The following is an 18,740-nucleotide window of genomic DNA, read 5'->3' as shown; positions in this document are numbered from 1 at the left end:
GTTGCTTATATTTGCAGATATGAAAGTCGCAAGGTAAGGAGTATAGTACGATGGCAGGCTTAATCGAACAACAGGTGGAAGCATACCGAGATTATTTAATACATGAACGGCGAGTGTCCTCGAATACGCGAGAAGCCTATATGCGTGATATACAGATGTTCATCGCATCAGTCGCTGACAATGTGAGCATGGTGGACGACATTCGTGCGTATCATGTGAATCATTATATGTATCAATTGAAGCGGGATGGACGTGCGGCCTCGAGTATTGCGCGCATTGCAGCCTCACTACGATCCTTTTTCCATTTCTGTATCCGTGAAGGGAATTTGAAGCTGGATCCATCCTATGAAGTAGAGCGCCCAAAGGCATCTTCCAAAGCGCCAGAGATCTTGTCATTACAAGATACAGAGCGGTTGTTGGCATTACCTGACGAGAGCAATCCGTTAGGGATTCGCGATCGGGCGATGCTGGAGACTTTATATGCGACAGGAGTTCGAGTGTCGGAGCTTATGTCGCTTAATATGGAGGATGTTCAGCCTAAGCTGGGGTTTCTGCGCTGCATGAGCGGCAAGGAGCGTGTTGTGCCTCTCGGACAGGTTGCGGCTGAAGCGTTGGAACGATACTTGAAAGATGCTCGGCCTCAATTATTATCCTCTTCTTCGCAGGCTGATGGATTGGAGACTAGCGAGCATACTGCGCTCTTTGTCAATGTGCGTGGACAAAGGATGTCACGCCAAGGTTTTTGGAAAATGGTCAAAAAATATGCAGAAGAGTTAAATGTATCCTTTCCTATTACGCCCCACACGCTGCGGCACTCGTTCGCTGTTCATTTATTATCGAATGGTGCGGATGTGCGGGCAGTGCAAGAAATGCTCGGGCATGCAGAGCTTGCGACCACACAGCGGTATGTGGAGCATATGAGGAAGTCAAGTATGAAGGACGTATATACCTCCGCCCATCCAAGAGCGAAGAAGAAATAGCGGGAGTATGGTTCAAATCTCCTTAACATAATCTAAGACGAAGAAAGAGAAGGAGTGGTAACCGTGGATAGAGGGAGCAGCAAGCAATTTGGACGCATTGCAGTTATTGTTCTGGACAGTGTTGGCATTGGGGAACTGCCAGACGCATCGCAATTTGGCGATGCGGGTACACATACCTTGGGACATATCATAGAGCATAAACCGAGTATCAAACTCTCGAATTTACAGCGCCTTGGCTTAGGCAATATCGCAGATCTCGGCAGCTTGAAGGCTGCCGAGTGTCCAGAAGGCGTATATGGCAAGATGGCGGAGATTTCAGTGGGCAAAGACACGATGACCGGTCACTGGGAGTTGATGGGTCTTCGCATTACTTCACCTTTCAATACGTATCCAAATGGATTTCCCAAAGAGCTGATCGAAGCATTCGAGCAAGAAACAGGCCGCAAAGTGTTGGCCAACAAGCCAGCATCGGGTACCGAAATCCTTGACGAGTATGGCGAGGAACAGCTGGCGACTGGATCGTGGATCGTATACACATCTGCGGACAGCGTGTTCCAAATTGCTGCGCATGAGGATATTATTCCACTTGATGAGCTATATCGCGCTTGTGAGATCGCCCGGAAGCTGACATTGTGTGAACCACACACTGTCGGCCGTGTTATCGCACGGCCTTATGTTGGCAAGCCAGGTGCATTCACGAGAACGCCGAATCGCCATGATTATGCAATCAAGCCCCCAGCAAATACCGTGCTCAATCTGCTGCAGCAGGCAGGCAAGGATGTTATTTCGGTGGGGAAAATTAATGACATCTTCTCGGGAGAAGGAATAAGCGCTTCTTATCCGACCAAGAGCAATGCACATGGCATCGACACGACGATCGAGTTGCTAGATCAATCATTTGAAGGGCTGCTGTTCGTCAACTTAGTGGATTTCGATTCATTGTACGGACATCGCCGTGATCCGGCAGGCTATGCAAAGGCATTGGAGGAGTTCGACGCTGCCCTTCCTAAGATGATGGATAGAATCGGGCCGGATGATTTATTAGTCATTACGGCAGATCATGGAAATGATCCGACACATACGGGTACCGATCATACGAGGGAGTATGTTCCACTTCTGCTGTACAGCCCTTCCCTGCATGCAGGTCAATCTCTCGGGGTTCGTACCACATATGCAGATTTAGGTGCTACGATCGCAGATAATTTTCGAGCAGGGCAACCTCAAGTAGGCACAAGCTTTTTGCAACAACTGTAAGGGGCAAAGGGAACAACAACACATTTTGAACAGCATGATGAAGATAATGTTACAACCGATCGATTCTGATCGGACAATGATGAATGGGGGAAATAAGATGAGCAACACAATTACACACGATCATATTCAAGAGGCAGCGGCTTATATCCAATCTAAGATTAGTGAGACGCCTGAAGTAGGATTGATTTTGGGATCTGGACTAGGTGTGCTGGTAGAATTGGTGGAACAGCCTGTAACGATTGCATACGGGGACATTCCGCATTTCCCTGTATCGACTGTGGAAGGCCATGCGGGCGAGCTTCTGATCGGCAAGATTGCGGGCCGTACAGTAGCGATGATGAAGGGCCGCTTCCATATGTACGAAGGATATGGACCAGAACTGACCGCATTCCCGGTTCGCGTGATGAAGGCAATTGGCGTGTCCAAGCTGCTCGTGACGAATGCGGCAGGCGGGATCAACACTTCCTATAAGCCTGGGGATCTGATGATCATTTCCGATCATTTGAACATGACTGGGTGCAATCCGCTGATTGGTGCGAACGACAACCGTCTCGGGGTACGCTTCCCGGATATGTCTCAGGCGTACAGCCCGCAGCTTCGCCAGAAGGCGAAGGACGTTGCAGCTTCGCAGGGCGTTGAATTACAGGAAGGTGTATACGTCGGCTTTCTTGGGCCTAACTACGAGACGCCTGCGGAAATCCGCATGCTTCGTATCTTAGGCGGCGACGCTGTAGGGATGTCGACGGTATCCGAAGTAATTGTCGCACAGCATGCAGGCATGGAAGTGCTCGGCATCTCCTGTATCAGCAACATGGCGGCAGGCATTCTGGATCAGCCATTGTCGCACGATGAGGTCATGGAGACGGCAGAACTCGTTCGCGACCAATTCCTCAAGCTTGTTATCGGGATTATCCCAGTGATGTAAAAAACAAATTAACATGTGAAAAAAGGCCGCTGTACGGCTGTCCGTTGATGGGGCAGTAGCAGCGGCCTTATCTATGGTTCCAGCAATGCGCGAAAGGAGAGGCGTGATACGCTTGAACCAGCATAGAACGATAATCCTCGAACAGTCTGATCAAATCCGCCGTAATGAGATCGGCAATGCGATGCAGCGCTTGATAGTCCTTGCTGTTCAGTACAGGAATCATCAGCTTGCCGTTCTTCCACAAATGTAACTGCTCCAAGCCCTTTCGTATCTCACTGTCAATCGAACCGTTACCATTAGCTGATCCTCTGAGTAGCCAGATGCAACCCGATACAGATGCGATCAAGGTTATTCTTAGTAAAATCAAAATCCGTTAAATTCAACCCCCGCGAGATCATTTTGTGTTCAAATTGCGACTGAAGCATGATGTCATCCTCTCTCGTTATGTTCTGCATTTCATTTTCATAGGCTATAATTTCATTTCCCAAATTTTCCAGACATTGTGACATGATAAACCTTCCAAGTTCTGCTCTATCTTTCGATAGGAGTGGAATATTTTGCTTCTGAAAGGTAACACTGGTTAGAAAGTGCATCCTGCGCATGTAATGCGCTCAGAATGCACGCTATTTAGATAGGAGGGGACAATCTGTGAACAAATGGCTGTGTGCTAGTCTTAGCTTTTTATTCGCTGCCGCTTGTATATTGCCTTCTTCGGCGAACGCATCTTATGCACGGGCAGACTTGCCGCCTTGGACAAATTCAGAAACGCCAAGCCAAGCAACATCCTCTGCTGCGCCTGAAGCCCAATTGGCGGATAACGCGCGCTCAGCAGTGCTTATGGATGCGGACACAGGAACGGTGATCTTTGAGAAAAATAGTCACGATAAGCTTCCACCGGCGAGTATTACGAAAATTATGACGATGCTGCTTGTCATGGAAGCCATTGACAAAGGCAAGTTGAAGATGACGGACAAGGTGGCAACAAGCGAGTATGCCGCGTCTATGGGCGGATCGCAAATCTTTCTGGAACCGGGCGAAGAGATGACGGTTGAGGAAATGATGAAGGGAATCGCAATGGCCTCAGGCAATGATGCATCGGTTGCGATGGCTGAGAAGATCGGTGGCTCCGAAAAGGCGTTCGTACAAATGATGAACGATAAGGCTACAGAGCTTGGCATGAAGGATACACATTTTGTGAATTGCAATGGCCTCCCTGCTGAGAATCATTATACGTCAGCGCATGATATTGCCTTGATGTCGCAAGCGTTGTTGAAATATCCGAGTGTAACGAAATTTACAGGAGCATATGAGGATTATTTGCGACAGAACACAAATAAGAAATTCTGGCTTGTCAATACGAATAAGCTTGTACGGTTCTATCAAGGTGCAGATGGGTTGAAAACTGGCTTTACTTCTGAGGCGCGTTATTGCCTGTCCGCGACAGCGAAACGGGAGAATATGCGTGTGATTGCTGTTGTGCTTGGCGAACCGAATACGAAGACACGCAATGCAGAAGTCACGCAAATGTTCGATTATGCCTTCGCCCAGTATACGAATGTTCCGCTGCTGAAAAGTGGAGATAAGATTGGTGATATTCGTGTGGAGAAAGGGATGGTCGAGAATATTGAGCTGAAGGCTCAGCGTCCGTATCATGTTTTGCTCAAAAAAGGCGAGGGCACTGACAATCTTCGCTTCGAACTGGAAGGTCCGAAATCTGTGAAGGCTCCAGTAGCGGCGGGTCAGTCGCTTGGGAAACTTGTCGTTTATCAGGGAGATAGGAAGGTTCGTGAATATCCTGTCGAATCCGCCGAGGAAATTGCGAAAGCTGGCTGGTGGACACTCTTTAAACGTACGTGCGGCAAGTTGTTTTTTGTCAATTAACGGCGTGTAGCTTCTAGTTTTGTCGTCAGGCAGGAATTGGTTATCCCATTGACGAACTGTATCGGCATCATGGGGAGGAGAGTGAAGCGCCATGAATCTGCAGGTGGAATTGGAACACCAGCGAAACGTATTAATTACCCGTCTGAGCGGGGAACTGGATCATCATACATCTGAGTACGTACGGATTCAGCTCGACGAAGCGATTCAACGCAAGCAAGTGAACCATGTCGTGCTAAGCCTTCGTGATTTGACGTTTATGGACAGTTCGGGTTTAGGGGTCATCCTAGGAAGATACAAGCAGATCAAGGGACGAGGCGGCAAAATGGCGGTATGCGATATGAATCCCGCGGTACGACGTCTGTTCGAATTGTCTGGCTTGTTTAAAATTGTGCATGTTTACGATAATGAGCGCAAAGCGCTTAATGGGTTGGAGGTCGTATCATGAGTGTACAATCAGACACGAACGTAATGACGCTGCAATTTTCCAGTCGTTCCGAAAATGAAGCATTTGCCCGTGTGGCTGTTGCAGCCTTTGTATCGCAGCTGGATCCGACAATGGACGAGCTGACAGATATGAAGACCGTAATCTCAGAGGCAGTGACGAATTGTATCATCCACGGATATGATAATGATCCTACTGGGATGGTTACGATTTCAGCGGTTATTTCCGGTGAGGAGATTATGCTGACCGTATCAGACAATGGACGAGGCATTGAGGATCTTGAGCTTGCAAGACAGCCGCTGTATACGTCGAAGCCGGACATGGAACGCTCTGGCATGGGCTTCACGATCATGGAGAACTTCATGGATGAATGCGAAGTAACTACCGAACTGGGCGTGGGTACGAGCATCCGCATGAAGAAGCGGATTGAATCGAAAAAAGCGCTCTATAATTAGGGGTTGAAGCCATGGAAGCTGATTTGAAGCAGTCGTCGCCCAATTATTTGGATGACGCGGAAGTGAAGCGTCTGATTGCACTCAGTCAGACAGGTGACTCGCTAGCGAGAGAAACACTTGTCAATTGCAACATACGCCTTGTCTGGTCCGTCGTTCAGCGCTTTATGAATCGAGGATACGATCCGGATGATTTGTTCCAGATTGGTTGCATCGGATTGCTGAAATCTGTTGATAAATTCGATTTATCCTATGATGTGAAGTTCTCGACTTACGCAGTGCCGATGATCATCGGTGAAATTCAGCGCTTTCTGCGTGATGATGGAACGCTGAAGGTGAGTCGATCACTGAAGGAGATGGCGAACAAAGTCCGCAAGACAAAGGATGAGTTGTCCAAGCGGCTTAATCGACTTCCCACGATTAAGGAAGTTGCAGCGGAGCTTGGGGTATCGCCGGAGGATGTTGTGTTCGCACAAGAAGCTAATAAACCGCCGACCTCCATTCATGAGACGGTATTCGAAAATGATGGTGATCCAATTACGTTAATGGATCAAATTGCCGATGATACGCAGGACAAATGGTTTGATAAGCTTGCGCTGAATGAAGCGATAGAAGGCTTAAGTGAACGGGAGCAGCTTATTGTCTATTTACGGTACTATCGGGATCAGACGCAATCTGAGGTTGCCAGTCGCCTCGGAATATCGCAGGTGCAAGTGTCGCGGCTGGAGAAGAAAATATTGCAATCCATCAAAGCCCAGATTGCTCAGTGAGCAAGAGAGGGTATGATGACGAACCGCAGGGAGATGTCCTTGCGGTTTTTTTGCTGTCTATTCAACCATACTAACACTATGGAGGAAGGAGGGGGATGAACATGGCGACTTTGGATGAGTTGCCTGATTCCGGCAGTACCTGCTATATCCGGCTGCGCAAGCAATCTTCGGTCAAGCCAGATCATCCGATTCGACTTAAGGATGTAGCTGAGGTCATTGCAGACGATACATGGTACACGAAATTAAGAGAGCTTGTGCTGAAGGAACCAAAGACAAGCGACGGTAACATGATATTGATTGACATGATGCATATTACGAGATCAATTAAGGAACTGAGTCCGAGAATGACCATTGAATGCTTTGGCCAGCCACATACATTAGTTGAGGTTGTGACGCAAGTGAAGAAGCCGAATATTGTCCTAATTGTTATCGTCTGGCTGCTGCTGTTCTTCGGTTCTGGCTTAGCGATCATGAACTTCCACGCCGATGTAAGCATGCTCCCTGTACATAAACGAATTGTAGAAATGCTTACGGGTCGGAAGGATGCGAATCCATTTTGGTTCCAAGCCTGCTATTCCATTGGCATTGGTCTTGGGATGGTCGTATTTTTTAATCACTTTTTCCGTAAGAAGTTCAATGAAGAGCCGACACCGCTTGAATTGGAGATGTTCCTATATCAGGAAAACTTGAACCAGTACATGATAACCGAGGAGTACAAGCGATTGCGCAAGGAGGATTTGAAGCGTGACTGAGACTTGGCTGTATGGTCTTGCACAGCTGCTGGCATCGTTCGCGGGAGTCGCTGGCGGGATTACGGTTGGGGGCGCGATGGTGGCATTATTTGTCGTGCTTGACATGCTCCCACGGCTTGCACAGCTTACTCGCTCCTTCCACTGTTCGTATTGGTTTGAGTATGCCATTATTGCGGGCACGTTGTTCTTTACCGTAACAGACTTATGGAGTATCCGATTCTTCTATGCGGGATGGTTCTCTCCATTCATCGGACTGCTGGATGGGGTATTCGTGGGACTCTTAGCTGCTGCGCTGACGGAGGTATTGAATGTTTTTCCGATATTGGCGAAACGGCTTGGTATGACACACGCGCTCCCTCATCTACTGACCGCAATGGTAATTGGCAAGGTTCTTGGATCTTGGTTCGATTGTTTTAAATACCCGCATTGAGTTTGAAGTTTCTGTGTTGAATGATGAGCATCTCGTAATGAAGGATATGCCAAGACATTGCGATTCAATAAGAAGGAGGATATTGCCCAATGACAGAGCAGCAAACTGAACAAGAATCGTCGCACAAGGACGTACTTACCCCTCCTAATTCAAAATCACCGAACGAGCAGACTGAGGATGGGGGCAATAATCAGCATGCATCTGAGCAAGGCAGCTTGCATGATAGAAAAAAGCAGCATGAGAAGTCCGATACGATAGAAGAATCCATCATCTATTGGCAGGACAAGGACGAAATCTCCAAGAAGCTGGATGAGACGAAACGAACGCTGCAACAGGTAGTCGGACTTGGGGAGTCGTTCGATATCTTGCTGCGCGAGATGGTCTTCGGCGAGCGGCGGGTGGGTCTGTTCTATGTGAATGGTTTTGCTAAGGACGAAGTGATGACATTAATTTTGTCCCGCATGTCTTACTTGGATAAGGAAGAAATGTCGCCGAACGCGCTCAAATCCTTGTTCGAACGCTATATCCCACATGTTCAAGTGGAGCGGGAGAATAAGTTAAGCAGCGTCATTAATAAAGTGCTCGCTGGCAGCAGTGCTTTCTTTATTGATCATGAATCAAGTGCGATTATAGTGGACTGCAAAACCTTCCCTGTGCGGGGTCTTGAAGAACCATCGCTCGAGCGGGTGGTTCGGGGTGCGCGTGACGGATTCGGCGAGACACTGCTCACGAACGTTACCCTTGTCCGACGCCGCTTGCGTGATCCAGGGCTTATGTATGAAATGGTGCAGGTGGGGCGGCGTACCCGTACCGATGTGTGTATTGCCTATATAGATGATATTGCTGACAAGCGTCAAGTGGAGTCGGTTCGTAATAAAATAAAAGCGGTGAATGTGGATGGTCTGCCACTGGCCGACAAGCAGCTGGAGGAGGCGATTATCAATAAGGCATGGAACCCTTATCCGCTAGTACGATACTCGGAACGTCCAGATGTTGTCGCTTCCCATTTGATGGATGGCAGCATTGTCATATTTGTCGACACTTCTCCATCTGTCATCATTTTGCCGACGACGTTTTTCGACTTATGTCAGCATGCAGAAGAGAATCGACAAACTGCATTTATGGGAACCTATTTGCGGAGTGTGCGCTTCATCGGTATTTTTGCGTCGCTCTTCATTCTCCCATTGTGGCTGCTGCTCGTCATCGAGCCGGGATTAAAGCCTGCCGCCCTACAAATTATTGGACCGCAGGAGACAGGGAAGATACCACTCATTTTCCAGTTCCTCATCGCAGAGCTCGGCGTGGATCTCATGCGAATGGCGGCTGTTCATACTCCGTCGCCGCTTGCGATAGCATTGGGCTTGCTAGCTGCGATACTCGTAGGTGACATAGCGGTCAAAACAGGAGTGTTCGTCAATGAGGTTATTTTGTACATGGCTGTAGCTGCCGTAGGGATGTTTGCGACACCGAGCTATGAGCTGGCGCTGGCCAATCGAATAGTGAGGCTCGTGCTGCTTGTTGCGGTTGCGCTGTTCAGAGTTCCCGGACTCGTCATTTGTACAACCGTTTGGCTGCTCTGGCTAACCCTGCATCGCTCGTACAATGCATCGTACTTATGGCCGTTCATTCCGTTCAATGCCAAAGCGATGTACAATATCATCGTACGACAGCCATTCTTGCTGATGAAGACGCGCCCTAGCTTGAATCAGACGCGAGATAATACAAAGATGCCGCCAAGAACGAAGCGATAGCTCCAACGTTTGGAAGGCAATGTGTTTGTCCCTTGACAACCTCTATAATGCAAATGATGGACGGAAAAATCCATTCTTTCAAGATCGAATAAGCTGATATACTCGATGTAATATTTTCACCAACAATTGGAACAGTATGAGGGGATAGACATAGAAGATCGAGTGGGAGTGGGGAGAAATGACGATGTACTTACACGGAACGAGCAAGATTAATGGGGATGGACATTTAGAAATTGGCGGTTGCGATGTAACCGAATTGAAGCAGCAATTTGGTACTCCGCTTTACATTTTTGACGAAGCATTAGTCAGAGAACGTTGTGGACAATACATGGAAGCATTTCGCGAGTCTGGGTTAACCTTTCAGGTTGCATATGCAAGCAAAGCATTCTGTACAACAGCAATGTGCCGGTTAGTCGACCAAGAGGAGCTGTCGCTAGATGTTGTATCGGAAGGGGAATTGTATACAGCCTTGCAGGCTGGATTCCCGGCCCAGCGAATCCACTTCCATGGGAATAATAAGACGCCCGAGGAAATCGAAATGGCGCTTGATGCCCGCATCGGCTGCTTTGTTGTTGATAATTTCACTGAGCTGAAGCTGTTGAATGCGATTTGCCAAGAGCGCAATCAGTCCGTACCTGTACTGCTCCGCGTTACACCGGGGGTTGAAGCACATACGCACGAATACATTTCGACAGGTCAGACGGATTCGAAGTTTGGCTTTGACATCGGCAATGGCACGGCGCTTGAGGCTGTGCGCCAAGCGGCGGATGCAACTCATTTGGAGCTGCTGGGCATCCACTCGCATATCGGATCTCAAATCTTCGAAACCGAAGGATTCCAAATGGCGGTTGAACGCGTTGCACAATTTGCGCGTGGGGTGAAGGAGCAGCTTGAGACTGCATTCCGGGTTGTGAACTTGGGCGGCGGCTTTGGCATCCGCTATGTAGAAGGGGATACGCCTCTGCATGTTCGCGATTATGTAAAGGCCATTACAGATGCTGTAAAGCAGCATTTTGCTGATATCGGAGAAAGTTTGCCTGAAATTTGGGTAGAGCCAGGCCGCAGTATTGTCGGAGAAGCGGGTACAACGCTGTATACAGTTGGCTCTGTGAAGGATATTCCAGGAGTGCGCAAATATGTAGCTGTTGACGGAGGGATGACCGACAACCCTCGACCAGCGCTGTATGAGTCTCGTTATGAGGCACTGCTTGCTAACCGTGCGACTAATGAGTCCACGGAGACAGTATCGATAGCAGGCAAATGCTGCGAAAGCGGCGATATGCTGATCTGGGATGCTGTGCTTCCTGCCGTCCAGCAGGGCGATCTGTTGGCTGTGTCCTGCACAGGTGCGTACAATTATTCGATGGCAAGCAACTATAACCGTATTCCAAGACCAGCTGTCGTGTTCGTGCACAACGGGGAAGCGGATATTGTTGTACGTCGTGAGTCGCATGAAGATATCGTGCGCAATGACTGCATTCCAGCTCGTCTCAGCAAGGAACCAGTGCTGAAATAGTACGCGATGTGACGATTGCAAGCTCCGCGGCGGCAATTGAATTTCATATCTTAAGTTACTTCAGATACGATAACCCTTACACATCCGATCATCTGTCATGTCGTGACATAACGATGAGGCAGAAATCGGGTGTTTTCTTTTTGTTCAGAAATAACGTATAATCGGATGAGCAAGCGTGAGCATTGTACATATGGAAGGAGACGATACATGATGAGCAAATATGCATTGATTGAATTGGAAAAGGGCGGAACGGTGAAAATCCAGCTGCATGAACAAGAAGCACCGGGTACGGTTGCAAACTTTGAGAAACTGTCCAACGAAGGTTTCTATAACGGATTGTCATTCCACCGTGTTATTCCGGGCTTTGTAGCTCAAGGCGGTTGCCCGCACGGAACAGGTACAGGCGGCCCAGGCTACACAATCAAATGTGAGACAAAAGGCAACCCGCACAAGCATGAGCGTGGTGTACTTGCGATGGCGCATGCCGGCAAGGATACAGGCGGTTCCCAATTCTACATCACTTACGATGCATTCCCTCACTTGGATGGCGTGCATACGGTATTTGGTAAAATTGTAGAAGGCATGGAGCATGTAGATGCTGTTAAGCAAGGCGACAAGATGAAGCAAGTTACGATCGTGGAAGAATAGAAATAATTGAAGGAAGGCGTGTATGCAGCTTGGCTGCTACACGTCTTTTTTATTTGAACGCGGCTAAATGCTTCCATGCGGTGAAGCGACACGAGTTGCATTTTACCAGGTCAGGTGGTACACTTCTAAGTGCAACATCTTAGAAACTAATTTTATAGCAATACGAATGACAGACCTTCAGGGCAGGGTGAAATTCCCGACCGGCGGTGATGAACATATTCTTGCATGTGCAAGATGTTCTTAGTCCGTGACCCGGGTGGATTCGTCCACACGGTGGATCTGGTGCAACTCCAGAGCCGACAGTATAGTCTGGATGGGAGAAGGGGCGTCAGGAGAGAAGAACTCGATAATTAGTTCTTTCAAGTTCTTTTTTTCACAATATCATGAGCATTCCAGGCGAAATGGACGGCGAATACCTGCGTAAGCGTGAGGTTTTCTATTCATCTATCGTCGTATTTGACATATGCGAAATCGATGCAGTTTGCTGAGAACATCCTTGTTGTCGGTTTTATTTGTCATATGCAAATGGAAATTATGCTTATGTGTGGTTATTGTGAAATTAAGTACATACCTGTAAGCTCAATCAATCATGCCCTTCGGAGGATCCGAAGGGCTTTTTTGCGTTAGCCTTGATCTGTTTGTGGAAAGGAGGATACCTAATGTCTGCTGTTATCAATGATGAACTGTACATGCAGCTCGCTGTGAACATGGCAGAGCAGGTGCTTGGACAGACCGATGTGAACCCTGCAGTTGGCTGTGTCATTGTGAACGAGGGACGAATCGTCGGTCTTGGAGCTCATTTGCGGCGTGGTGAAGGCCATGCGGAAGTCCATGCTTTACAGATGGCTGGTGAAGCGGCGAGAGGAGCAACTGCGTATGTGACCCTTGAGCCATGCAGCCACTATGGACGAACACCGCCTTGCAGTCTGCGATTGATTGAAGCGGGAATTGCCCGTGTCGTGATCGCTTGCGTCGATCCGAATCCAGCGGTAGCAGGGAGAGGAACTGCTCTGCTGAAGGATCATGGAATTGGGATAACGTTGGATGTGCTTCGGGAGAGAGGTCTCGCACTGATTGAAATGTTCGCTAAGCATATTACGACCGGCATTCCGTTCGTTACCCTCAAGACAGCAAGTACGCTGGACGGCAAGATCGCCACTTCGACTGGGGACAGCAAGTGGATCTCGAATGAGCGAAGTCGTGAAATCGTTCATTCGATGAGGCACCGTCATCAAGCGATTATGGTAGGCATAGGCACCGTGCTTGCGGATGATCCATCGCTGACAACACGCCTGTCAGTCCCTGGGGTAAACCCAGTGCGCTTGATCGTAGACTCGATGCTTCAGGTTCCTATGGACGCCAACGTTGTAACCGATCAAGCTGCACGAACATGCATCTTCACAACTGCACGGGCAAGCGGGGAGAAGCGGCGTGAATTGGTGTCCCGAGGCGTAGAGGTCATCGAGTGCGGAGAAGGCGAGAAGGTAGACCTTCAACAGATGATGGAATGGTGCGGCCAACATGAGATCGGATCCATACTCCTTGAAGGTGGAGGTCGATTGAATGGGGCGATGCTAGAGAAGAAGCTGGTCGACAAAGTTGCAATATTTATGGCTCCGATTGTCGTCGGCGGTCAGCATGCGCCTGGTAGTTTTGTGTTTGAAGGTGTAGAGCGGATGCAGGATGCATACCGGCTTCAACATGTGGAGGTTGAGAAGCTCGGAGATAATATCTGCATCACTGGATATCCGTTCGGCAAGCGTGAGGTGGAGCATTTCACTCATTCCAGCATAAAGGAGGAGCATAGCAATGTTCACCGGACTCATTGAAGAAGTGGGCTCACTGCAGTCTGTGATGAAGCGGGGCGAGGCGATGGTGCTTCACATCCGAGCATCTAAGGTTCTAGAGGGCATGAAGCAGGGTGACAGCATCGCTGTCAATGGTGTATGCCTAACGTCAACGTCATATGATGGCACTTCCTTCATGGCGGATGTGATGCCACAGACGTTTCGCCATACGAATTTGAAGGATTTAAGGCCGGGCGATCCGGTCAATCTAGAGCGTGCTATGGCAGCAGGCGGGCGATTCGGCGGTCATATTGTGCAAGGACATGTGGATGGTCTTGCAACGATTGTGGGACGAACAAGAGATGCGAATGCTGTTGTCATCGAATGTCGGGCGAGTCGGCCTGAGATGGCGAAATATATGATTCCACAAGGTTCTGTCACCATTGACGGCATCAGCTTAACCCTTACGCGAGCAGAGCATGGAGAGTTTGCCGTATCGATTATTCCGCATACGTTGGCGCAAACCGCTCTTCAACGCAAGCAGCCGGGTGATACCGTCAACATTGAATGTGATGTGCTTGGCAAGTATGTGGATCATTTGCTCCGGTATGGTAGATCAGGGCCGGAGAACGAGACAAAGGACTCGGATCGTTCTGGTTCTGGAGGTCTTAATGTAGCGTTTTTGGCAGAGCATGGTTTTATGTAATGGTGAAAGGGGACGAACAACATGAAGGAAGCATTTCACTTTGATTCGATAGAAGACGCAATTGCAGATTTGAAGCAGGGCAAGGTTATCATTGTAGTTGATGACGAAGATCGGGAAAATGAAGGCGACTTTATCGCGTTAGCCGACAAGGCAACACCGGAAGTTATTAACTTCATGATTACAGAAGGCCGAGGTTTGGTATGCGTACCTATTACGCAGGATCGTGCCGAGGAGCTTGATCTTCACCCGATGGTAGCACACAATACGGACAATCACGGTACGGCATTTACCGTATCCATTGATCACGTAGATACGACTACTGGCATTTCAGCGCACGAACGCTCACTAACGATCCAGAAGATGCTGGATGCGAACGCCAAGGCAGAGGACTTCCGTCGGCCGGGTCATATCTTCCCGTTAATAGCGAAGAACGGTGGTGTGTTGCGCCGTGCAGGGCATACGGAAGCAGCGGTTGATCTCGCCCGGTTGAGTGGATCTGCACCTGCTAGTGTCATCTGCGAAGTGATTAAGGAAGATGGCACGATGGCTAGACTGCCCGACTTGATGGAACTGAAAGGGCAGTGGGACTTGAAGCTAATCAGCATCAAGGATCTCATTCATTACCGTAATGAGAAGGAGAAGCTAGTTCAACGTGAGGTCGAGGTGAACATGCCTACTGACTTCGGCATATTCCGAGCTATCGCCTATACGAATGGTGTAGACAATAAGGAACATGTTGCCTTAGTGAAGGGCGACATTGATGGAACTCAGCCAGTTCTTGTTCGCGTTCATTCGGAATGCTTAACAGGGGATGTATTTCATTCACATCGCTGTGACTGTGGCCCTCAATTCGCCGCTGCGCTTGGACAAATAGACAAGGAAGGCAATGGCGTCCTGCTCTATATGCGCCAGGAAGGTCGCGGGATTGGACTTATTAACAAACTCAAAGCTTATAAGCTTCAGGAGCAAGGGCTAGACACGGTGGATGCCAACTTGGAGCTTGGATTCCCAGCGGATTTGCGGGATTACGGCATTGGAGCCCAAATCTTGAAAGATCTCGGCATTCGTCAAATTAGGCTTCTTACAAATAATCCTCGCAAAATTAAAGGGTTGGAAGGCTATGGCCTGGAGGTTGTTGAGCGCGTTCCGATCCAAATGCAGGAGAATGAAGACAACGCAAAATATCTGCATACGAAGGCTGCAAAGCTCGGGCATATGCTCGTATTCGACGATATTGAACAGGATGAACAAGCACGCAGATAAGCCTTGAAGGAAATGAAGTGCCGCAAGCTGCGATTACCTTATCAATATGATTCAGTATTTATCACAGAGGAGGACTTTACTTATGCCACATGTATTTGAAGGACACTTAGTTTCCGAAGGATTAAAATATGGAATTGTCGCTGGTCGATTCAATGAATTTATTGTCAGCAAGCTTGTATCAGGAGCACTTGATGCGCTGAAGCGCCACGGGGTTAAAGATGAAGAGGTAGATATTGCCTGGGTTCCGGGTGCATTTGAAATTCCACTTATTGCGCAGAAAATGGCGGAGAGCGGGAAATATGATGCCGTGATCACGCTTGGCGCAGTTATTCGCGGATCCACTCCGCATTTTGATTATGTGTGCAGTGAAGCGGCTAAAGGCGTTGCTCAAGTGAACATGAAGACAGGGGTTCCGACCATATTCGGAGTGTTGACAACAGACTCCATCGAGCAGGCAATTGAACGTGCAGGAACAAAGGCAGGCAACAAGGGTTGGGAAGCTGCATCTACTGCAATTGAAATGGCGAACTTGACGAATCAGTTAAAATAGTGCTTATTTAATGTAGTGCCCTTTTTGTAAGGGCGCTACATTTGTTTTTATTGCTCAGGAGGTTATCACGGGGTGACCGTAACGTATAAGCTGGAACAGTTTGAAGGGCCGCTCGATTTGCTCCTGCATTTAATCGACCAAGCGGAAATTAATATTCAAGATATATCGATTAGTGAGATTACAGATCAATATATGGAATATTTGCACAACATGCAGGAATTGGAGCTGGAGATTACGAGCGAGTTTCTCGTTATGGCAGCAACGTTGCTGTCCATGAAATCACAGCAGCTGCTTCCTAAGCCTCCGGTCATGGAATGGGACGACTATGAAGATTATGTGGATGATGAGCCTGATCCGCGGGCAGAGCTTATACGCAAATTGATCGAATACCGGAAGTACAAGGGAATTGCGGAGCATCTCCGGGAACGCGAGACAGAACGAAGCATGATTTTTTCCAAGGAACCAGAGGACTTAACGCCATATATGCCAACAGCTCCTGATAATCCAGTGGATGGATTGCATGTAACCGACTTGATCGCAGCATTCCGCAAGGCACTTAGCAAAGCGTCGCGCAGAACGCAGGTCGCTACAATTCACCGGGATGAAATATCGGTGAAGGATCGAATTAAGAGCATTATCGACACGCTGCGTCCGTTTGGTAAGGGAGGCAAGATGATGTTCTCTAACTTGCTTAGCGAGCATCTCACGCGTTCGGAAATTGTCGTTTCCTTTCTCGCGCTGCTGGAGCTGATGAAGATGAAGCAAGTTCGCTGCTACCAGGATAGCCTCTTTGAGGATATCGTGATTCAATGGAGTGGGGAGGTGGACACGGAAGATGGACTTTCAGATGCTGAAGTCGATTATTGAGGGGTTGTTGTTCATGGCTGGAGATGAAGGCTTGAACATTAAGCAAATCTCAGAAATTACAGAACAGCGCCCAGAGGTTATAGAGGAAGCGATGAACGATCTGCGCGCGGACTTCGAGCGTTCGAAACGTGGTCTGCAAATTGTTGCAATCGCAGGGATGTACGAGCTAGCTACATTGCCAGAACATGCCCCGTATTTTGAGAAAATGGCATATTCACCATCGCGCTCTTCACTGTCGCAAGCAGCCCTAGAGACCTTGTCTATCGTTGCCTATCGTCAGCCGATTACCCGTGTTGAGATTGAAGAAATCCGTGGCGTAAAATCGGATCGTGCGATTCAGACACTAACGAACAAGGGTTTGATCGAAGAGGTTGGACGAGCAGAAGCGATCGGAAGGCCAATTTTGTATGGCACAACGAAATCATTCTTGGATTATTTCGGATTATCAACAATTAAAGAACTGCCGGATTCCTCTGCTTTTGAACAAATGGATGGGTTAGAAGAGGAAACGCAGCTCTTGTTCGAGAAGTTAGATGGACGCCAATTGACGATTGAAGATGTGAAGGAAGTTGAAGGACAATTGGAAGCAGGAGTTCAACATGAGCACGAGGAAGAGATATGATAACTTCTGCGTATGAAGCTGTTGAATATGCAAATATGAGGAGGAACTGCTTTGAACATTCATTTCCACGGTCATTCCTGCATTCAGCTTGTTACCGAACAGCATAGTATTATCATTGATCCTTTCTTGACTGGCAACCCTGCAGCAGTCACTCGCTCTGAAGAGATTCATGCGGATTATGTGCTGCTCACACATGGACATGGCGATCATATTGGTGATGCGGTATCCATCTCCAAGCGCTGCAGTGCGCCTATTATTGGTATGGTAGAGCTTACGAACTACATGGAATCGCAAGGTGCGAAAGCTATAGGCATGAACCTAGGTGGGCCAGCTCCATTCGAATTTGGATCGGTTGCGCTAGTACCTGCCCTGCACAGTTCCTCCGTTACTGTCAATGGTCAGGATATTTATATGGGCAACCCTGCAGGGATTGTCCTGCAAACAGAGGGGCTTACGATTTATCATGCTGGAGACACTGCATTGTTCAGCGATATGAAGCTCATTGGCGATCGTTACAAGCCAGACATCGCCTTCCTGCCAATTGGTAGCTTCTTCACGATGGATCCGGAAGATGCATTGCTAGCTGCACAGTGGGTTCAGGCTAAAGTTGTCATCCCTGTGCACTACAATACATTCCCCCCTATTCAACAGGATGGGGCAGAATTTGTGGCGAAGCTGCAGGAGCTTGGGATTCAAGGACTGGAACTTTTGCCAGGTCAATCTATTGATCATTCCAAGTTAATGCTGTAAAGAGGCTGCATTGTCCCTAACATTCAAAGAAACTTGCTTGAACGAGAAGCATCAATATATTCTAATGCTTGCCCGTCAGCTTCGTATGCGATAATACGAGCTGACGGTTTTTTTATTTGACGGATTGTCAAGCTAAGTGCGACAGTTCATCCATGAAAGCTTCGTGAGCAGACATCCAACCGAGACATTTACGGGGACGATTATTAATGAGAAAGATAGCCTTGGCCAAATCTTCATCGGTGACCAAAGCAAAATCATGGCCCTTTGGGAAGAATTCTCGAAGAAGACCATTTCCGTTCTCATTAGAGCCTCGCTGCCAGGATGAATACGGATCTGCAAAGTAAACTTTGAGGTTATGAAAATTCTCAAGGTTCGCATAACAAGCAAACTTTTT

Annotated in this window: 21 protein-coding genes and 1 riboswitch; of the genes, 19 read left to right on the top strand and 2 right to left on the bottom strand. The window is 48.3% G+C overall.

The genetic code is table 11. The annotated features are described in order from the left end of the window. The first annotated feature begins 50 nt into the window (after nucleotides 1-50). The 3 genes from xerD (at nucleotide 51) to AZ66_RS10025 (ending at nucleotide 3,159) form a co-directional block, all read left to right on the top strand. Entirely contained in the window at nucleotides 51-980 is a 930-nt protein-coding gene (gene xerD / locus AZ66_RS10035; protein ID WP_044354717.1) for a site-specific tyrosine recombinase XerD, read from the top strand. A 63-nt stretch (nucleotides 981-1,043) separates the two neighbouring features. After that, nucleotides 1,044-2,234 (top strand): phosphopentomutase, encoded by a 1,191-nt coding sequence (locus AZ66_RS10030; protein WP_044354716.1) that lies wholly within the window; start codon nucleotides 1,044-1,046, stop codon nucleotides 2,232-2,234. 97 nt (nucleotides 2,235-2,331) lie between these two features. Continuing rightward, entirely contained in the window at nucleotides 2,332-3,159 is an 828-nt protein-coding gene (locus AZ66_RS10025) for a purine-nucleoside phosphorylase (protein ID WP_044354727.1), read from the top strand. A gap of 67 nt (nucleotides 3,160-3,226) precedes the next feature. Here the strand turns inward: AZ66_RS10025 and AZ66_RS31315 are convergent, their stop codons facing one another. Further along, entirely contained in the window at nucleotides 3,227-3,403 is a 177-nt protein-coding gene (locus tag AZ66_RS31315; RefSeq protein ID WP_156159939.1) for a hypothetical protein, read from the bottom strand. A 404-nt stretch (nucleotides 3,404-3,807) separates the two neighbouring features. Here AZ66_RS31315 and AZ66_RS10015 point away from each other — a divergent pair, with 404 nt between their 5' ends. The 16 genes from AZ66_RS10015 to AZ66_RS09940 all read left to right on the top strand — a co-directional run bounded on the left by AZ66_RS10015 (nucleotide 3,808) and on the right by AZ66_RS09940 (nucleotide 18,346). Next, a complete protein-coding gene (locus AZ66_RS10015; protein WP_044354714.1) occupies nucleotides 3,808-5,040 on the top strand; it encodes a D-alanyl-D-alanine carboxypeptidase family protein in 1,233 nt (410 codons plus the stop codon). A gap of 91 nt (nucleotides 5,041-5,131) precedes the next feature. After that, nucleotides 5,132-5,485, top strand: a complete 354-nt coding sequence (gene spoIIAA / locus AZ66_RS10010) for an anti-sigma F factor antagonist (RefSeq protein WP_044354713.1) — start codon at nucleotides 5,132-5,134, stop codon at nucleotides 5,483-5,485. Next, nucleotides 5,482-5,937, top strand: coding sequence for an anti-sigma F factor (gene spoIIAB / locus AZ66_RS10005; RefSeq protein WP_021252941.1), 456 nt, complete (start codon nucleotides 5,482-5,484; stop codon nucleotides 5,935-5,937). Before spoIIAA ends, spoIIAB begins: the two co-directional genes overlap by 4 nt. Nucleotides 5,938-5,948: 11 nt before the next feature. Further along, the gene (gene sigF / locus AZ66_RS10000; RefSeq protein ID WP_021252940.1) at nucleotides 5,949-6,704 is read left to right on the top strand and encodes an RNA polymerase sporulation sigma factor SigF; all 756 of its coding nucleotides are present in this window, start codon (nucleotides 5,949-5,951) and stop codon (nucleotides 6,702-6,704) included. A gap of 101 nt (nucleotides 6,705-6,805) precedes the next feature. Then, nucleotides 6,806-7,456 (top strand): stage V sporulation protein AA, encoded by a 651-nt coding sequence (locus AZ66_RS09995; protein ID WP_044354711.1) that lies wholly within the window; start codon nucleotides 6,806-6,808, stop codon nucleotides 7,454-7,456. After that, nucleotides 7,449-7,886, top strand: a complete 438-nt coding sequence (locus AZ66_RS09990) for a stage V sporulation protein AB (protein ID WP_021259252.1) — start codon at nucleotides 7,449-7,451, stop codon at nucleotides 7,884-7,886. Before AZ66_RS09995 ends, AZ66_RS09990 begins: the two co-directional genes overlap by 8 nt. 89 nt (nucleotides 7,887-7,975) lie before the next feature. Beyond that, nucleotides 7,976-9,637 (top strand): spore germination protein, encoded by a 1,662-nt coding sequence (locus AZ66_RS09985; RefSeq protein WP_044354710.1) that lies wholly within the window; start codon nucleotides 7,976-7,978, stop codon nucleotides 9,635-9,637. A 184-nt stretch (nucleotides 9,638-9,821) separates the two neighbouring features. Continuing rightward, a complete protein-coding gene (gene lysA, locus AZ66_RS09980; RefSeq protein WP_036619412.1) occupies nucleotides 9,822-11,153 on the top strand; it encodes a diaminopimelate decarboxylase in 1,332 nt (443 codons plus the stop codon). A 210-nt stretch (nucleotides 11,154-11,363) separates the two neighbouring features. After that, nucleotides 11,364-11,801: a peptidylprolyl isomerase gene (locus AZ66_RS09975; RefSeq protein WP_021259249.1), complete on the top strand. Its 438-nt coding sequence runs from the start codon at nucleotides 11,364-11,366 to the stop codon at nucleotides 11,799-11,801. A 169-nt stretch (nucleotides 11,802-11,970) separates the two neighbouring features. Further along, a riboswitch (FMN riboswitch) is annotated at nucleotides 11,971-12,130 on the top strand. A gap of 330 nt (nucleotides 12,131-12,460) precedes the next feature. Beyond that, nucleotides 12,461-13,630, top strand: coding sequence for a bifunctional diaminohydroxyphosphoribosylaminopyrimidine deaminase/5-amino-6-(5-phosphoribosylamino)uracil reductase RibD (gene ribD, locus AZ66_RS09970; protein WP_044354709.1), 1,170 nt, complete (start codon nucleotides 12,461-12,463; stop codon nucleotides 13,628-13,630). After that, nucleotides 13,611-14,294, top strand: coding sequence for a riboflavin synthase (ribE, locus tag AZ66_RS09965; protein WP_044354707.1), 684 nt, complete (start codon nucleotides 13,611-13,613; stop codon nucleotides 14,292-14,294). The genes ribD and ribE overlap by 20 nt, the downstream gene beginning before the upstream one ends. Before the next feature lie 21 nt (nucleotides 14,295-14,315). Then, the gene (locus AZ66_RS09960; RefSeq protein ID WP_044354706.1) at nucleotides 14,316-15,557 is read left to right on the top strand and encodes a bifunctional 3,4-dihydroxy-2-butanone-4-phosphate synthase/GTP cyclohydrolase II; all 1,242 of its coding nucleotides are present in this window, start codon (nucleotides 14,316-14,318) and stop codon (nucleotides 15,555-15,557) included. An 82-nt stretch (nucleotides 15,558-15,639) separates the two neighbouring features. Then, nucleotides 15,640-16,107, top strand: a complete 468-nt coding sequence (gene ribH, locus AZ66_RS09955) for a 6,7-dimethyl-8-ribityllumazine synthase (protein WP_021252931.1) — start codon at nucleotides 15,640-15,642, stop codon at nucleotides 16,105-16,107. Nucleotides 16,108-16,179: 72 nt separating this feature from the next. Next, nucleotides 16,180-16,974, top strand: a complete 795-nt coding sequence (locus AZ66_RS09950; RefSeq protein WP_021259245.1) for a segregation and condensation protein A — start codon at nucleotides 16,180-16,182, stop codon at nucleotides 16,972-16,974. Next, a complete protein-coding gene (scpB, locus tag AZ66_RS09945; protein WP_021259244.1) occupies nucleotides 16,943-17,596 on the top strand; it encodes an SMC-Scp complex subunit ScpB in 654 nt (217 codons plus the stop codon). Before AZ66_RS09950 ends, scpB begins: the two co-directional genes overlap by 32 nt. A gap of 51 nt (nucleotides 17,597-17,647) precedes the next feature. Beyond that, nucleotides 17,648-18,346, top strand: coding sequence for a metal-dependent hydrolase (locus AZ66_RS09940; protein WP_021259243.1), 699 nt, complete (start codon nucleotides 17,648-17,650; stop codon nucleotides 18,344-18,346). Between the two features lie 127 nt (nucleotides 18,347-18,473). Here the strand turns inward: AZ66_RS09940 and AZ66_RS09935 are convergent. Continuing rightward, on the bottom strand, nucleotides 18,474-18,740 hold a 267-nt coding region (locus AZ66_RS09935; protein WP_044354705.1), incomplete at its 5' end, for an IS30 family transposase.

Origin of the sequence: Paenibacillus sp. E194 (assembly GCF_000935845.1) — a bacterium.
GTDB classification, from domain to species: Bacteria; Bacillota; Bacilli; order Paenibacillales; family Paenibacillaceae; genus Paenibacillus_B; species Paenibacillus_B alvei_B.
The sequence above is the reverse complement of the archived record's forward strand: the minus strand, read 5'-3'. Positions and strand labels throughout refer to the sequence as shown.

Excerpts from the sequence above, each read along its gene's own strand:
- xerD (WP_044354717.1), top strand. The coding sequence starts at position 51 with ATGGCAGGCTTAATCGAACAACAGGTGGAAGCATACCGAGATTATTTA.
- AZ66_RS10025 (WP_044354727.1), top strand. The coding sequence starts at position 2,332 with ATGAGCAACACAATTACACACGATCATATTCAAGAGGCAGCGGCTTAT.
- spoIIAA (WP_044354713.1), top strand. The coding sequence starts at position 5,132 with ATGAATCTGCAGGTGGAATTGGAACACCAGCGAAACGTATTAATTACC.
- spoIIAB (WP_021252941.1), top strand. The coding sequence starts at position 5,482 with ATGAGTGTACAATCAGACACGAACGTAATGACGCTGCAATTTTCCAGT.
- sigF (WP_021252940.1), top strand. The coding sequence starts at position 5,949 with ATGGAAGCTGATTTGAAGCAGTCGTCGCCCAATTATTTGGATGACGCG.
- AZ66_RS09995 (WP_044354711.1), top strand. The coding sequence starts at position 6,806 with ATGGCGACTTTGGATGAGTTGCCTGATTCCGGCAGTACCTGCTATATC.
- AZ66_RS09985 (WP_044354710.1), top strand. The coding sequence starts at position 7,976 with ATGACAGAGCAGCAAACTGAACAAGAATCGTCGCACAAGGACGTACTT.
- lysA (WP_036619412.1), top strand. The coding sequence starts at position 9,822 with ATGTACTTACACGGAACGAGCAAGATTAATGGGGATGGACATTTAGAA.
- AZ66_RS09975 (WP_021259249.1), top strand. The coding sequence starts at position 11,364 with ATGAGCAAATATGCATTGATTGAATTGGAAAAGGGCGGAACGGTGAAA.
- ribD (WP_044354709.1), top strand. The coding sequence starts at position 12,461 with ATGTCTGCTGTTATCAATGATGAACTGTACATGCAGCTCGCTGTGAAC.
- ribE (WP_044354707.1), top strand. The coding sequence starts at position 13,611 with ATGTTCACCGGACTCATTGAAGAAGTGGGCTCACTGCAGTCTGTGATG.
- AZ66_RS09960 (WP_044354706.1), top strand. The coding sequence starts at position 14,316 with ATGAAGGAAGCATTTCACTTTGATTCGATAGAAGACGCAATTGCAGAT.
- ribH (WP_021252931.1), top strand. The coding sequence starts at position 15,640 with ATGCCACATGTATTTGAAGGACACTTAGTTTCCGAAGGATTAAAATAT.
- scpB (WP_021259244.1), top strand. The coding sequence starts at position 16,943 with ATGGACTTTCAGATGCTGAAGTCGATTATTGAGGGGTTGTTGTTCATG.